The organism is Azotobacter vinelandii CA, assembly GCF_000380335.1.
Taxonomy (GTDB): Bacteria; Pseudomonadota; Gammaproteobacteria; order Pseudomonadales; family Pseudomonadaceae; genus Azotobacter; species Azotobacter vinelandii.
On the sequence record NC_021149.1, the window covers coordinates 1231409 to 1247017 of the forward strand.

13 protein-coding genes and 1 pseudogene are annotated in these 15609 nt (G+C 65.7%); 8 read left to right on the top strand and 6 right to left on the bottom strand.

Going from position 1 to position 15609, the window contains the following annotated elements:
* Positions 1-26: 26 nt before the first annotated feature.
* The 7 genes and pseudogenes from mreC (at position 27) to tldD (ending at position 9920) form a co-directional block, all read left to right on the top strand.
* Complete coding sequence (mreC, locus tag AVCA_RS05700; RefSeq protein WP_072432528.1) at positions 27-1082, top strand: rod shape-determining protein MreC; 1056 nt, start codon at positions 27-29, stop codon at positions 1080-1082.
* Positions 1083-1562, top strand: coding sequence for a rod shape-determining protein MreD (mreD, locus tag AVCA_RS05705; protein ID WP_012699913.1), 480 nt, complete (start codon positions 1083-1085; stop codon positions 1560-1562).
* 51 nt (positions 1563-1613) lie between these two features.
* The gene (locus tag AVCA_RS05710; protein WP_012699914.1) at positions 1614-2204 is read left to right on the top strand and encodes a Maf family protein; all 591 of its coding nucleotides are present in this window, start codon (positions 1614-1616) and stop codon (positions 2202-2204) included.
* A 46-nt stretch (positions 2205-2250) separates the two neighbouring features.
* Positions 2251-3708, top strand: a complete 1458-nt coding sequence (gene rng, locus AVCA_RS05715; RefSeq protein ID WP_012699915.1) for a ribonuclease G — start codon at positions 2251-2253, stop codon at positions 3706-3708.
* Positions 3709-3717: 9 nt separating this feature from the next.
* Entirely contained in the window at positions 3718-7551 is a 3834-nt protein-coding gene (locus tag AVCA_RS05720) for a YhdP family protein (RefSeq protein ID WP_012699916.1), read from the top strand.
* Between the two features lie 75 nt (positions 7552-7626).
* Positions 7627-8475, top strand: a complete 849-nt coding sequence (locus AVCA_RS05725; protein WP_012699917.1) for a carbon-nitrogen hydrolase family protein — start codon at positions 7627-7629, stop codon at positions 8473-8475.
* Between the two features lie 2 nt (positions 8476-8477).
* Positions 8478-9920: pseudogene (gene tldD / locus AVCA_RS05730) on the top strand (metalloprotease TldD).
* 16 nt (positions 9921-9936) lie between these two features.
* On the opposite strand, the gene yjgA reads toward tldD, so the two are convergent.
* Entirely contained in the window at positions 9937-10455 is a 519-nt protein-coding gene (yjgA, locus tag AVCA_RS05735; RefSeq protein WP_012699919.1) for a ribosome biogenesis factor YjgA, read from the bottom strand.
* 77 nt (positions 10456-10532) lie between these two features.
* Between yjgA and pmbA the strand changes: the two genes are divergently transcribed.
* Positions 10533-11879, top strand: a complete 1347-nt coding sequence (gene pmbA / locus AVCA_RS05740; RefSeq protein WP_012699920.1) for a metalloprotease PmbA — start codon at positions 10533-10535, stop codon at positions 11877-11879.
* A 59-nt stretch (positions 11880-11938) separates the two neighbouring features.
* Here the strand turns inward: pmbA and AVCA_RS05745 are convergent, their stop codons facing one another.
* The 5 genes from AVCA_RS05745 to AVCA_RS05765 all read right to left on the bottom strand — a co-directional run bounded on the left by AVCA_RS05745 (position 11939) and on the right by AVCA_RS05765 (position 15599).
* On the bottom strand, positions 11939-12211 hold the full coding sequence (locus tag AVCA_RS05745; protein ID WP_012699921.1) for an HPr family phosphocarrier protein: 273 nt from the start codon (positions 12209-12211) through the stop codon (positions 11939-11941).
* 21 nt (positions 12212-12232) lie between these two features.
* Complete coding sequence (gene rapZ, locus AVCA_RS05750; RefSeq protein ID WP_012699922.1) at positions 12233-13090, bottom strand: RNase adapter RapZ; 858 nt, start codon at positions 13088-13090, stop codon at positions 12233-12235.
* A gap of 95 nt (positions 13091-13185) precedes the next feature.
* The gene (gene ptsN, locus AVCA_RS05755; RefSeq protein ID WP_012699923.1) at positions 13186-13650 is read right to left on the bottom strand and encodes a PTS IIA-like nitrogen regulatory protein PtsN; all 465 of its coding nucleotides are present in this window, start codon (positions 13648-13650) and stop codon (positions 13186-13188) included.
* A 12-nt stretch (positions 13651-13662) separates the two neighbouring features.
* Positions 13663-13971: a ribosome hibernation-promoting factor, HPF/YfiA family gene (gene hpf / locus AVCA_RS05760; protein WP_012699924.1), complete on the bottom strand. Its 309-nt coding sequence runs from the start codon at positions 13969-13971 to the stop codon at positions 13663-13665.
* Positions 13972-14090: 119 nt separating this feature from the next.
* Positions 14091-15599: an RNA polymerase factor sigma-54 gene (locus AVCA_RS05765; RefSeq protein WP_041806998.1), complete on the bottom strand. Its 1509-nt coding sequence runs from the start codon at positions 15597-15599 to the stop codon at positions 14091-14093.
* Between the last annotated feature and the right edge of the window lie 10 nt (positions 15600-15609).

Genomic DNA, 15609 nt, shown 5'->3' on the forward strand with positions numbered 1-15609 from the left:
GGGCTCCGGGGTGCGCGCCGGAAGCGATGCCCTCCGGTGTCCCGGGGGGCGTGACAGGCGGTTGGGTGTGTAGTCGCGAGGAACCCGCTATCAAACTGCTCTTCAGCAAAGGGCCTTCGCTCGTGATGCGTCTGTTGGTGCTGGTGGTGCTCGCCGCCACGCTGATGGTGGTGGATGCCCGTTTCGACACGCTCAAGCCGGTACGCAGCCAACTGGGATTGGTGCTGACCCCTTTCTATTGGCTGGCCGATCTGCCGGTGCGCATCTGGGATGGCGTCAATCAGCAGTTCAGCAGCCGTAGCGAGCTGCTAGCGGAAAACGAGAAGCTCAAGGCCGAGGCCCTGCTGATGCAACGCCGCCTGCAGAAGCTGGCGGCGCTGACCGAGCAGAACGTGCGTCTGCGCGAACTGCTCAACTCCGCGGCGCTGGTGGACGAGAAGGTGCTGGTCGGCGAGCTGATCGGCGTCGATCCTAATCCCTTCACCCATCGCATCCTGATCGACAAGGGCGAGCGCGACGGGGTGTTTCTCGGCCAGCCGGTGCTCGATGCCCGCGGTTTGATGGGGCAGGTAGTGGAAGTCATGCCCTACTCGGCGCGGGTGCTGCTGCTCACCGATACCACCCACAGCATTCCGGTGCAGGTCAACCGCAACGGTCTGCGCGCCATCGCCGTCGGCACCGGCAATCCGGAGCGTCTCGAACTGCGCCATGTCGCCGATACCGCCGACGTCAAGGAAGGCGACCTGCTGGTCAGCTCCGGCATGGGCCAGCGCTTTCCCGCCGGTTATCCGGTGGCCGTGGTGAGCGAGGTGATCCACGATTCCGGACAGCCGTTCGCCATCGTTCGCGCCGTGCCCACGGCGGCCCTCAATCGTACCCGTTACATGCTCATGGTGTTCAGCGATCCGCGCTCGCCGGAGCAGCGCGCCAGCGAGGCGGCCCAGGCGCAGGAGGCGCACGATCGCCAGCTCGCCGAGCAGGCGAAGAAGCAGGACGCGAAGCCCTCGGCGGAGGCTGCGCCGGCTCCCGCGCCGGCGCAGCCGGCACGACCGGCCCCGGCAAGTGCGGGTGGGGCACGCTGAATGGGCGAGCACAACGGTTGGCTGATCTGGGCCAGCTATCTGGTGGGCCTGTTGCTCAGCGTGGCGCCCATGCCGGATTTCATGGAACTCGGCCGGCCGTTGTGGCTGGCGATGTTCATCACCTACTGGATTCTGTCCGTGCCGCAGCGGGTCAGCCTGACCCTGACTTGGCTGCTGGGGCTGGCGATGGATGTGCTCTATGGGGTTCTGCTCGGACAGCATGCCCTGACCCTGACGCTGATCGCCTTCCTGATGCTGACCTTGCAGCAGCGTGTCCGCATGTTTCCGCTCTGGCAACAGAGCCTGGTCCTGCTGGTAGTCTTCGGCCTGGCCCAACTGGTACAGCTCTGGCTCAATGCGCTGGCCGGCAATCGCCCGCCGACCCTGGTCTTCTTGCTGCCGGCTCTGGTCAGCGCCCTGCTCTGGCCCTGGGTGTTCACCGCTCTGCGCAGTCTTCGACTGCGCTTCAATGTCAATTGACCCCTGGTTCCGGCGTGACGGCGGGTGGATCTTCAGACAGAGGGAAATCGCATGGTTGCCACGCTCTACCTGGCCTCCGGCTCGCCCCGTCGACGCGAGCTGCTGACACAGATCGGCGTACCCTTCACCACGCTGGCGGTGACTATCGACGAGACTCCCCTGGCGGACGAAACTCCGGCAACCTATGTGGAGCGCTTGGCGCGCGACAAGGCGGCGGCCGGTCTGGCCGGCCTCGCCGGCGACCGCCAGGCGGTGGTGCTCGGTGCGGACACCACCGTGGCGCTGGACGGACGCATCCTCGGCAAACCGGGGAGTCGTGCCGAGGCGCTGGCCATGTTGCGGGCGCTCGGCGGGCGCGGGCACGAGGTGCTGACCGCGGTGGCCCTGGCTTCTGCCGGGCGTTGCGAGGCGCGGCTGGTGCGCAGCCGGGTGACCTTCCGTCCGCTCGCCGCTGCCGAGACCGAGGCCTACTGGGCCACCGGCGAGCCGCTGGACAAGGCCGGCGGCTATGCCATCCAGGGCCTCGCTGCGGTATTCGTCAGCCATCTCGAGGGCAGCTACTCGGCGGTGGTCGGCCTGCCGCTCTGCGAAACCGCGCAACTGCTGGCCGAATTCGGCATTCCATGCTGGCAACGACAATGACAAGGCGCCTGAGCGGACAAGCCGCGCCCAGCTTCGGGAATATGCGATGAGCGAAGAAATCCTGATCAATATCACGCCGATGGAGTCGCGCGTGGCGGTGGTGGAGAACGGCGTACTGCAGGAGGTGCACGTCGAGCGCACCCAGCGCCGCGGCATCGTCGGCAACATCTACAAGGGGCGGGTGGTGCGGGTGCTGCCGGGCATGCAGGCAGCCTTCATCGACATCGGCCTGGAGCGCGCGGCATTCATCCATGCCGCGGAAATCTCCACCCGCGAGGGCAGTGCGGTGGAGAACATCGCGGCCCTGGTGCACGAGGGACAGAGCCTGGTGGTGCAGGTCACCAAGGACCCGATCGGCAGCAAGGGGGCCCGACTGACCACCCACCTGTCGATTCCTTCCCGCTATCTGGTCTACATGCCGCGTACCCGCCACGTGGGCATCTCCCTGAAGATCGAGGAGGAGGCCGAGCGCGAGCGTCTCAAGAAGGTGGTAGCCGACTGCGTGGCCAGCGAAGGGATCGAGCACGAGGGCGGTTTCATCCTGCGTACCGCCGCCGAGGGTGCCGGCGCCGACGAGATTCTCGCGGATATCCGCTATCTGCGCCGCTTGTGGGACCAGATCGCCGGGCAGATCCAGACCGCCAGCGCACCGGCGGTGATCTACGAGGACCTCAGCCTGGCCCTGCGCACCCTGCGCGACCTAGTCAGCCCGCGCATCGAGAAAATCCGCATCGACTCGCGGGAAACCTTCCAGAAGGTTTTGCAGTTCGTCTCCGAACTGATGCCCGAGATCACCGACCACCTCGAGCATTATCCCGGCGAGCGCCCGATCTTCGACCTCTATGGCGTCGAGGACGAGATCCAGCGGGCCCTGGAGCGCAAGGTGATGCTCAAGTCCGGTGGCTACCTGATCATCGATCCGGCCGAGGCGATGACCACCATCGACGTCAATACCGGCGCCTTCGTCGGCCATCGCACCCTGGAAGAAACCATCTTCAAGACCAATCTCGAGGCGGCCATCGCGATCGCCCGCCAGCTGCGCCTGCGCAATCTGGGCGGGATCATCATCATCGACTTCATCGACATGGAGGACGAGGAGCATCAGCGCCAGGTGCTGCGTACCCTGGAGAAGCAGCTGGAGCGCGACCACGCCAAGACCAACATCATCGGCATCACCGTGCTGGGGCTGGTGCAGATGACCCGCAAGCGCACCCGGGAGAGCCTCGAACAGGTGCTCTGCGAGCCCTGCAGCTGCTGCCAGGGGCGTGGCAAGCTGAAGACGGCGGAGACCATCTGTTACGAGATCTTCCGCGAGATTCTCCGGGAGGCCCGCGCCTACCAGGCCGAGGGCTATCTGGTGCTGGCCAATCAGAAGGTGGTCGATCGACTGCTCGACGAGGAGTCGGGCAACGTCGCCGATCTCGAGGCCTTCATCGGCCGTCCGATCAAGTTCCAGGTCGAGGGCACTTACTCCCAGGAGCAATACGATGTCGTCCTGCTGTAAGCGCTGATCATGCCGCGATCCTCCCGCCTGTTCGCGATCGTCCTGCGTATCCTGCTCGGGCTCGGTTTCCTCGGCCTGATGCTGTTGGCGCTGAGCGTCAGCCTGGGGCGTCAGTTGGCGCCACTGGTCGCCGACACGCGCCTCGAAGTGCAGGCGCGGGTCCGCGACGTACTGGACATGCCGGTCGCCATCCGTGCCCTGGAGGGGCGCTGGACCGCCTTGTCGCCACGCCTGCTGGCGCGTGACGTGACGATCGGCGAGGGCGAGGATGCGCTGCACCTGGAGCGGGTCCAGGTGCGCCTCGATCTGCTGCGCACTCTGCTGGCCCGCGAGTTGCGCGTCGCCGCGCTGGAGGTCGAGGGGGTGAGTTTCACTCTGGCGCAGGATGCCGGTGGACGCTGGACCCTGGAGGGGGCGCCGCAGCGCGGCCGGCAGCGGCCGTTCAACCCGGACGAGTCCCTGCGCGCGCTCGAGCGGATCGATCATCTGTCGCTGCTGGACAGCCAGGTCACCTTCGCGCCGCACGGGCAGGAGCCTTTCTCTCTCCAGAACGTCGACCTCACGTTGCGCAGCGACGGCTGGCGGCAGCGTCTCGACGGTCGGCTGATCCTGCCCGACGGCCAGCCGCTGCAATTGAGCCTGCACGGCCAGTTGGCCGACGAGGGCTGGCGGCAGAGTTCCGCCGAACTCTACGTCAGCCTGCCGCAGAGCGATTGGGCGAGCTGGGTGCCGCGCAGCCTGACCGGCGACTGGCGGATCGAGCGGCTGCGTGCCGGCGGCGAGTTCTGGCTGGCCTGGGACAAGAGCCGCCTGCAGCGCGCGGCGGCCCGCCTGCAGGCGCCCGAGCTGCGCATCCAGCGCACCGGGCAGGCGCCGGCCGAGGTGCGTGACCTGGCGCTGAGCGGGCATTTTCTGAGCGATGGCGAAAATCTCCGCGCCTTGATCGATTCGCTGCAAGCCGACTTCGGCGAGAGCCGCTGGGCGGGCGTGCAGATCGCGCTCGAGCACCGGACCGCGGCCGATGCCGCCTCTGCCTGGACGCTGACCGCCAACCACCTCGACCTGACCCCGCTGACCCCGCTGGTACAGTCCCTTGCGCCGCTGCCGGAGGCCGCCGAAGGCGCCCTGGAGGCCTTGCGGCCGCGTGGCAGCCTGCGCAACCTGCGGCTGGATTACCGTCCCCGGGCCGAGGGAGGCCAGCGTCTCGCCTATGCGGCCAATCTTCAGGGCGTGGCCTTCGATGCCTGGCAGGGTGTGCCGGCGGCGAACAATGTCAGCGGCAGTGTCAGCGGCGATCTGGCCGGCGGCGAGCTGCGCTTCAACGGCGAGGACCTCGCCCTGCATCTCGCGCGCCTGTTCCCCCGTCCCTGGCACTACCGGCATGCGGCCGGTCAGTTGTTCTGGCGGATCGACGAGCAGAGCGTGACCCTGCGCAGCCCCTACGTGCAGACGGACGGCGAGGAGGGACGCGCCAGCGGGGACTTCCTGATCCGCCTGCGCCGCGATCCGGCGGAGGAGGACTACATGGATCTGCGCGTCGGTCTGCGCGATGGCGATGCCCGTTACGCCGAGAAATACCTGCCGACCCTTTCGCCCGGGCTGTCGCCGCAACTGGCCGACTGGCTGAAGACCGCGATCCGTGCCGGCCGCGTGGACGAAGGCTATTTCCTCTATCAGGGCTCGCTGAACAAGGGCGCCGAGGATGCGGCGCGCAGTCTCGCTCTGTTCTTCAAGGTGCGCGATGTCGAGCTGGCCTATCAGCCGGGCTGGCCGGCGTTGCGCGAGGCGCAGGGCGAGGTGTTCGTCGAGGACAGCGGCGTGCGCGTGCGCCTGGATAGCGGGCGGGTGCTGGACACCCGGCTGAGTTCGGCCATGGCCGAGATTCCTTCGGCCAAGGGCGGGGTGCCGCACTTGCAGGTGGAAGGCGAGCTGGAAGGCAGTGTCGGCGACGGCCTGCGCATTCTCCGGGAGGCGCCGCTGGAGACCGCGGAAATCTTCGCCGGCTGGTCGGGCGAGGGGCCGCTGCGGGGGCGGCTCACGCTGGACATCCCGTTGCGCCGGGAGGTGGATCGGCCACCGCGAGTGGTGGCGGAGTTGCACACCGAGGGCGCGCGCCTGCAGATGGCCCAGCCGAACCTGCAACTGACCCGCCTGCAAGGTGCCTTCAGCTACGATACGGCGAAGGGGCTCAGTGCGCCGGACATCCGCGCCCAGGCGTTCGGCCGGCCGGTACGCGGCCGGGCTCTCGCCGAGGGGCGCAAGGGCAAGGCGCGGACCCGTATCCAGGCCAACGGTCAGGTATCCGCGGCGGCGCTTGCCAAGTGGTTGCAGGTAAGCCAGCGCCTGCCGCTGTCCGGCGAGCTACCTTATCGCCTCGAGTTGCTGCTGGACGGCGCGAACAGTTGGCTACAGGCCGATTCCACCTTGCGCGGCCTGCGCATCGATCTGCCGGAGCCGCTGGGCAAGCCGGCCGGAGAGGCCCGCAATACGCGTTGGCGCATGACCCTGGATGGCGCCGAGCGCCGTTACCGGCTGGATTACGCCGATCAGGCCAGTCTGGCTCTGGCCGCGCCGTCCGGACGCTTCGGCGAGGGGCGCGGCGAACTGCTTCTCGGCAGCGGCAAAGCTCGGTTGCCGAGGGCACGTGGCCTCTGGCTGCGCGGTCGGATTCCCACCCTGGACTGGGACGCCTGGCAGGTAGCTCTGGCCCCTCTGGCCGCCCAAGGCGGTGCGCAGGCCGGCCTGCTGCGTGGCGCCGAACTGGAGATCGGTCGTTTCCAGGGGCTCGGTGTCCACCTGGACTCGCTCGGCGCCTCGCTGACATCCGGCCGGGCCGGCTGGAACCTGCAACTGGAAAGCCCGCAGGTTCAGGGGCGCATCGCCATTCCGACGACTTCCCAGGCGCCGATCGTCGTCGATCTGTCGCATCTGCAACTACCGGCCAGTGTGGCCGGATCTAGCGGTGCGCCATCCGGCGCGTCGGCCGACGATTCCCTGCAGGCGGTCGACCCGCGGAAGATTCCGGCGCTGGATGTGCGCATCGCCCGTCTGCAACAGGGCGCCGAGCCGCTGGGGGCCTGGTCGTTGAAGGCCCGGCCGCGTCCCGACGGCGTGCAGTTCAGCGACCTGGATCTGGACCTCAAGGGCTTGCGAGTGCTCGGCAGCGCCGGCTGGCAGGGGCGGCCCGGCGCTACCCGTAGCTGGTTCCGGGGGCGCTTGCAGGGGGGCGACCTCGCCGATGTGCTGCTGGCCTGGGGATTCGCCCCGAGTGCTTCCAGCGAGACGTTCCGTGTGGACATCGATGGCAACTGGCCGGGCTCTCCGGCGGCCCTGGCCTTGCAGCGCTATACGGGCAGCTTCGATGTCAGCCTGAGACGAGGGCAGTTCCACGAAGTGGAGGGCGCGGCCTCGGCCCTGCGGGCGTTCGGCCTGCTCAACTTCAATGCCATTGGCCGTCGGTTGCGCCTGGATTTCTCCGACCTGTTCGGCAAGGGGTTGAGCTACGACCGGGTCAAGGGGCTGGTCGAAGGGCGCGACGGAGTCTTCCGGACGGAGATTCCGCTGACCCTGACCGGCCCCTCGAGCAATCTGGAGCTGGACGGCGTCCTCAACCTGCCCGGCGATAATATCGATGCCAAGCTGCTGGTCACCCTGCCGATCACCAACAACCTGCCGCTCGCCGCCCTGCTGGCCGGCGCACCGGCGGTCGGCGGGGCCTTGTTCGTCGTGGACAAGCTGCTCGGCGATCGCGTGGCACGTTTCGCCAGTGTGCAGTATCGCGTCCAGGGTCCTTGGCGAGAGCCTAGAATTACCTTCGACAAGCCTTTCGAGAAGCCGCGCTAGCCGCAGGAAGGCTTGCAGTGGCTGGCAAAGTGCGAGAGCTTGGGCAGACAAATCCTGGAAAAGCGGAGAAGGCCAATGAACGTGGCGGTATTGCAGATGGTCAGCCAGGACGATGTGCCGGCCAACCTCGCGACCGCGCGCCGTCTGCTCGAGCAGGCCGCTATCGGGGGCGCGCGCCTTGCCGTTCTGCCGGAGAACTTCGCCGCCCTGGGTCGGCGCGATAGCGCTGCCCTGGCCCGTGCCGAGGCCGAAGGGCAAGGGCCGGTGCTGCCCTGCCTGCGCCAGGCGGCCCGTGATTTCGGCCTGTGGATAGTCGCGGGTACCCTGCCGCTGCCGCCGGACGGCCGGCCGTGGGCCAAGGCCCATGCCTGTTCGCTGTTGTTCGACGAGCATGGCGAGCAGGTGGCTCGCTACGACAAGCTGCACCTGTTCGACGTGGACGTGGCCGACCAGCGCGGACGCTACCGCGAATCGGACGACTATGCCCATGGTGAGCGGATCGTGGTGGCGGATACCCCGGCCGGTCGGCTCGGTCTGTCGGTCTGCTACGACCTGCGCTTCCCCGAGCTCTATGCCGCCCTGCGCGATGCCGGGGCCGAGCTGATCAGCGCTCCCTCGGCCTTCACGGCGGTGACCGGCGGCGCCCACTGGCATGTGCTGGTGCGTGCGCGTGCGCTGGAAACCCAGTGCTATCTGCTGGCGGCCGCCCAGGGGGGCCTGCATCCCGGCCCCCGGGAAACCTACGGCCATTCGGTCATCGTCGATCCCTGGGGGCGGCCGTTGGCCGAGCAGGCGCAGGGCGAGGGCGTACTGCTGGCCCGCCGGGATGCCGACGAGCAGGCGGCGATCCGTCAGCGTATGCCGGTGCAGCGCCATCGGCGATTTTCAGTGTCGGCCGTGCCGCGGCCGATCGAAATGGAGTGAATATGAGCGAGTTGTTGTTACCCGTCAGCCAGCAGTTGCTGAGCCCCGGTGGTCTGGATCTCGATGCCTTGCCGGCGCTGCTCGGCGAACTGGCCGGCCCCGGCATCGACGCGGCCGACCTGTATTTCCAGAGCCAGGTATCCGAGTCCTGGGTGCTGGAGGACGGTATCGTCAAGGAGGGCAGCTTCCATCTCGACCAGGGCGTCGGTGCGCGCGCCCAGTCCGGCGAGAAGACCGGATTCGCCTACAGCAACGCGATCACCGGCGAGGCGTTGCGTCAGGCGGCCCAGGCGGCGCGTTCGATCGCCCGTAGCGGGCAGTCGGGCCGCGTGCAGGCTTTTACCGGAGCGTCGGTGACGCGTCTCTATGCAGCCGACAATCCGCTGGAGGTGATCGATCGGGCTGCGAAGGTCGAGCTGCTCAAGTGCGTCGATGCCGCCACGCGGTCGCTGGACCCGCGCATCAAGCAGGTCACCGTGAGTCTGGCCGGCGCCTGGGAGCACATCCTGATCGCTGCCAGCGACGGCAGCCTGGGTGCCGATGTGCGTCCGCTGGTGCGTTTCAACGTCAGTGTCATCGTCGAGCAGAATGGCCGTCGCGAGCGCGGCGGGCACGGTGGCGGCGGACGCACCGACTACCGTTTCTTCCTCGACGAGGAACGTGCCATGGGCTATGCCCGCGAGGCCGTGCGCTAGGCGCTGGTCAACCTCGAAACGATCCCGGCGCCGGCCGGTACGCTGCCGGTGGTGCTCGGTCCGGGCTGGTCCGGCGTGCTGCTGCACGAGGCGGTCGGCCATGGACTGGAAGGGGATTTCAACCGCAAGGGCAGCTCGGCCTACAGTGGCCGGATCGGCGAGCAGGTGGCTTCCAGCTTGTGCACCATCGTCGACGACGGCACCTTGGCCGGCCGGCGCGGCTCGCTCAGCCTGGACGACGAGGGCACGCCGACCCAATGCACCACGCTGATCGAGAACGGCATTCTGCGCGGTTACATGCAGGACAAGCTGAACGCCCGCCTGATGGGCGTGGCGCCGACCGGCAACGGTCGCCGCGAGTCCTATTCGCACCTGCCGATGCCGCGCATGACCAACACCTACATGCTGGCCGGGGAAAGCGAACCCGAGGAGATCATCGCCTCGGTGAAGAAGGGGATCTATTGCGCCAGCCTCGGCGGCGGCCAGGTGGACATCACCAGTGGCAAGTTCGTCTTCTCCACCAGCGAGGCCTACCTGATCGAGGATGGCCGGATCACGGCGCCGGTCAAGGGAGCGACCCTGATCGGCAATGGTCCGGAGGTGATGACCCGGGTTTCCATGGTCGGCAACGACCTGGTGCTGGATAGCGGTGTCGGCACCTGTGGCAAGGACGGTCAGTCGGTTCCGGTAGGGGTCGGCCAGCCTACCCTGAAGATCGATGCGATCACCGTCGGCGGTACCGGGGCCTGAGGCCGGTGCCGGGGTATCAGCGAAGCCCGCGCCTGCTTTCGTCGAGATCGCGGATGTATTTGAAGATCTTGCGGCTGGCGGCCGGTGGCTTGTTCTGCGCCGTCTCGTGGCGGGCCTGGCGGATCAGGCCGCGCAGGTGCTGGCGGTCGGTGTCCGGGTAGTCGCCGACGAAGGCCTCGAGCGCTTCGTCGCCGCCGTCGAGCAGCCGGTCGCGCCAGCGCTCGAGGGCGTGAAAGCGCTCGTTGTACTGGCGGCTGGAGGCGTCCAACTGCTCGAAGAGGGCGAGAATGGCGTCAATGTCCTGGTCGCGCATCAGCTTGCCGATGTACTGGATGTGCCGCTTGCGGGCGATGTGCGCGGTGTGTTTCGGCGCATCCAGCAAGGCGCGGCGCAAGGCGTCGGTCAACGGCAGGCGATCGAGCTGCTCGGGCCTGAGGCCGGCGAGGCGCTCGCCGAGTTCCTGCAGGGCATGCAACTCGCGCTTGACCTGGGATTTGCTCTTCTCTTCGGAGAGGTCTTGGTGAAATTCAGACATGGTGGTGGTCCAGAGATACAGGCCGCCATGATAACAGCAGCTCCGGAGCGACTGGCCCGGACCTGACAGGAGTAGTTATGAATCCAGCAGAAATGGTAGGTCCGCAGGCGCTGCCGGAGTTGCGGGCCAAGGTCGAGCGGATACTCGCCGAAAGCGCGCGGCAGGGCGCCACAGCCTGCGAGGTATCCGTATCCATCGAGCAGGGCCTGTCCACCACCGTGCGCCAGGGTGAGGTGGAGACCGTCGAGTTCAATCGCGACCAGGGGTTCGGCATCACCCTCTATCTCGGTCAGCGCAAGGGCTCGGCGAGCACTTCGGCGACGGGCGAGGAGGCGATCCGGGAAACCGTGGCTGCCGCGTTGGCGATCGCCCGGCACGCTTCCGAGGACGACTGCGCCGGTCTGCCGGACGCTGGCCTGATGCCGGACGAGCTACCGGAACTGGATCTCTTCCATCCTTGGGCGATCGCTCCCGAGCAGGCCATCGAGCGCGCGCTGGAATGCGAGGCGGCGGCCTTTGCCGCCGATCCGCGGATTCGCAATGCCGACGGCACTTCGCTCAATTCGCACCAGGGATGCCGCGTCTACGGCAACAGCCATGGCTTCGTCGGCGGCTATGCCAGTACCCGGCACAGTCTCAGTTGCGTGATGATCGCCGAAGGCGAAGGCCAGATGCAGCGCGACTACTGGTATGACGTCAACCGGATTGGCGAGGCGCTGGCCGATCCGCAGACGATCGGTCGGCAGGCGGCGGAGCGGGCCGCGCGTCGTCTCGGCGCGCGGCCGGTGCCGACCTGTGAGGTATCGGTGCTGTTCTCCGCCGAACTGGCTACCGGCCTGTTCGGGCATTTCATCGCCGCCATTACCGGCGGCAATCTCTATCGGCATGCCTCTTTCCTCGAGGGAGCCCTTGGCGAGCAGTTGTTTCCCGAGTGGTTGAGTCTCGACGAGCGCCCGCATATTCCCCGGGCGTTGGGCAGCGCCGCCTTCGACGCCGATGGATTACCGACCCGCGCCAAGCATTTCGTCGAGCAGGGGCGCTTGGCCAGCTATGCCTTGGGAACCTATTCGGGACGCAAGCTGGGTATGCCGAGCACGGCCAACGCCGGTGGGGTGCACAACCTGTTTGTGACCCATGGCGATGAGGATCAGGCCGCACTGATTCGCCGAATGGGGCGTGGATTGCTGTTGACCGAGCTGATGGGGCAGGGACTCAACCTGGTGACCGGCGATTACTCCCGTGGTGCCGGTGGTTTCTGGGTCGAGAACGGCGAGATCCAGTATCCGGTCCAGGAAGTGACCATCGCCGGCAATCTGCGTGATATGTTCCGACGGATTGTCGCGGTCGGTAACGATTTGGAGCATCGCAGCAACATCTGCACCGGTTCGGTGCTCGTGGAGCGGATGACCCTGGCGGGAAGCTGAGCGGGGTGGCGCCGAGCCGAATGGCTACCGTCGGGGCTCCCGGCGGTAGTGGGGCAGCGTCATTCGTCTTCGTCGAAGCGATTGTTGATCAGTTGGACCAAGGCCTCCAGCGCCTCCCTGTCTTGCTCGCCTTCCGTATGCAGGTGAATGACCGTTCCTTTGCCGGCAGCCAGCATCATGACCGCCATGATGCTCTTGCCATCGACCAGATTCTCCGGAGCGCGGCCGATGCGTACCGCGCAGGCATAGCGTCCGGCGATGCCGACGAACTTGGCGGCTGCCCGGGCATGCAGCCCGAGCTTGTTGATGATGGTGACTTCGCAGGCGGGCATCGCGTTATCCATCCTTCAGCGTCAGCAAAGGTCGCGGTGGCGAACCTGAACGTTCTTGAGTGACTGCTTCAAGGCTTGGCCGAGCCGATCGGCCAGGTAGACCGAACGGTGGTGGCCGCCGGTGCATCCGATCGCGATGGTGACATAAGCGCGGTTGCTGGCGGCGAAGCGGGGCAGCCATTTCTGCAAATAGGTCAGGATGTCCTGATACATCTCTTCGACGTCCGGCTGGACGGCGAGGTAGTCGGCGACCGGTTGGTCCAGGCCGGAAAAGTCGCGCAGATCCGGTTTCCAGTAGGGGTTGGGCAGACAGCGCACATCGAATACCAGATCCGCATCCACCGGCATTCCCTTCTTGAAACCGAAGGATTCGATCAGAAAGGCCGTTCCCGGTTCCGGCTTGTTCAGCAGACGCAGCTTGAGCGTGTCGCGCAACTGGTAAAGATTGAGATGGGTCGTGTCGATCTTCAGATCGGCCAGATCCTTGATCGGTGTGAGCAAACGGCCTTCGTCGCGGATCGCTTCGGCCAGCGAGCGATTCTCATTGGTCAGCGGGTGGCGCCGGCGGGTTTCCGAGAAGCGCTTGAGCAGGGTTTTGTCGTCGGCATCCAGGTAGAGCAGGTCGCAGAGAATATAACGGGTGCGCACTTCGGCGAGCAGTTCGGGGAAGCGTTTCAACTGGCTGGGCAGGTTGCGTGCGTCGATGGATACGGCGACCTGTGGCTCGAGCAGTTCGGTATGCAACAGCGCCCGCTCGGCCAGCTCGGGAAGCAGGACCGCCGGCAGGTTGTCGATGCAGAAGAAGCCGTTGTCTTCCAGCACGTTGAGGGCGGTGCTTTTACCGGAGCCAGAGCGGCCACTGACGATGATCACGCGCATGATGAGAGCTTTCCGTCGTCAGGCATGAATGCCGAAAGCTGGGTTGCCAATTTGCTCGTTCACGGCCGACGAACCTCCGCATTCCGGTGGAAACTTTACAGGCTCTTCTGTGCGTCCGCGACCACCTGGTAAAGGGCCTCGCTGCTCTCGACCTGGCGCAGGCGCTCGCGCACCTCGCTACGATCGAGCATGCTGGCAATCTGGCGAAGCAATTGCAAATGCTCGTCGGTGGCGGCTTCCGGCACCAGCAGAACGAACAGAAGGTCTACCGGAGCGCCATCGATGGCATCGAAGTCGATCGGCGCATCCAGCCGCAGCAGGACACTGATCGGGGCAGGACAGCCGGGCAGGCGGCAATGAGGAATGGCGATGCCGTTACCGAAACCGGTCGAGCCCAGTTTTTCACGGGCAATCAGGTTCTCGAAAATCGTCTGCTGATTCAGATCGGGCATTTCGCGGGCGACCAGATTGGCTATGTATTCGAGAGCGCGTTTCTTGCTTCCTCCCGGCACGTTCACCAGGGAACGGCCGGGGGTCAGAATGTCTTCGAGTCTGATCATGGGACAGGAGAGTCAGCGGGCCGTTGCGCCCTGCTGGCGTTCGATCTGCTTTTCCTTGTGCTTGATCAGTTGGCGATCAAGCTTGTCGGCCAGCAGATCGATGGCCGCATACATGTCTTCGTGCTCGGCATTGGCGACCACTTCGGCGCCGGAGACATGCAGGGTCGCTTCGATCTTTTGCTTGAGCTTCTCGACCGTCATGATCACCTGGACACTGGTGATGCGGTCGAAATGGCGTTCGAGCCGGCTGATCTTCTCCTCGACATAGTCGCGCAGGGCGTCGGTCACATCCAGTTGATGTCCACTGATGTTGACTTGCATACCGCTTCTCCTTGTTTCTATTTGATGCAGGCTGACGGGCCTGCTACCGGTATACGCTGCTTCGAGTGAGGCGCCGGGCGGTTGCTGCCAGCGCAATGGGCACACCCGATCCCGTCCCGTTACATAAGCCGCTTGCGTTCGCTGGAAGGCGCAATACTGAGCGATTCCCGGTATTTGGCAACTGTACGGCGAGCCACCTGTATGCCTTGTTCTTCCAGTAAACCAGCGATCTTGCTGTCGCTCAATGGCTTTTTCGGATTTTCCGCCGCAATCAATTTCTTGATGATGGCGCGGATGGCCGTGGACGAGCACTCACCGCCTTCGGCGGTACTGACGTGACTGGAAAAGAAGTACTTCAGCTCGTAAATACCGCGTGGAGTGTGCATGTATTTCTGGGTGGTGACCCTGGAGATGGTCGATTCGTGCATGCCGACAGCCTCGGCGATATCGTGCAGCACCAGCGGTTTCATGGCCTCTTCGCCGTAGTCGAGAAAGCCGCGCTGGTGCTCGACGATTTGGGTCGAAACCTTCATCAGGGTTTCGTTGCGACTTTGCAGGCTCTTGATGAACCAGCGCGCCTCCTGCAGTTGGTTGCGCATGAAGGTGTTGTCGGCGCTGGCGTCGGCGCGTCTGATGAAGCCAGCGTAATGCGGGTTGATGCGCAGGCGCGGCACCGCCTCCTGATTGAGCTCCACCAGCCAGCGGTCGTTGTGCTTGCGCACGATGACGTCAGGCACGACATATTCGGGCTCGCTGCTCTCGATCTGGGCCCCGGGACGAGGGTTGAGGCTCTGGATCAGCTCGATCACCGGACGCAATTCTTCTTCCTTGAGTTTCATGCGTCGCATCAACTGGGTGAAGTCGCGGTTACCCAGCAGGTCGAGATAGTCCTTGGCCAGTCGTTTCGCCTCTTCCAGCCAGGGGGTATCGGGCGGTAGCTGGCGCAGTTGCAGCAGCAGCGATTCGCTGAGGTCGCGGGCAGCGATCCCGGCCGGTTCGAATTGCTGGATGCGGCGCAGCACCATTTCCACTTCGTCGAGTTCGACTCCCAGTTCCGGGTCCAGAGAGGCGAGGATTTCCTCCAGGGCGGCCTCCAGATAGCCGTCGCTGTTGATGCTGTCGATCAGAGTGACGGCGATCAGGCGATCGGTATCCGACATCGGGGTCAGGTTCAACTGCCAGAGCAGATGGCTCTGCAGGCTCTCGCCCGTGGAGGTGCGGGTGGTGAAGTCCCACTCGTCTTCATCGGTGCTCGGCAGGTTGCTGGCACTGGTCTGGTAGATGTCTTCCCAGGCGGTATCCACCGGCAGCTCGCTGGGAATCCGCTCGTGCCAGTCGCCCTCTTCGAGGGTACCGCCATCCTCGCTGGCCGCCCCGCTCTCGTAGCCTTCCTGGTAAGAGCCGGGCGTGGTGTCGAGCGTCGACTGGTCTCCATGCTCGCCCAGCATATCCGGGCTGTCGTAGTCCTCGGCGTCCTCCTGACGTTCCAGCATGGGATTGGAGTCGAGGGCCTCCTGGATTTCCTGCTGCAGATCCAGGGTCGACAGTTGAAGCAGACGGATGGCTTGTTGCAGCTGCGGGGTCATCGTCAGCTGCTGCCCCATCTTAAGGACTAGCGATGGTTTCATATTGTAGGAA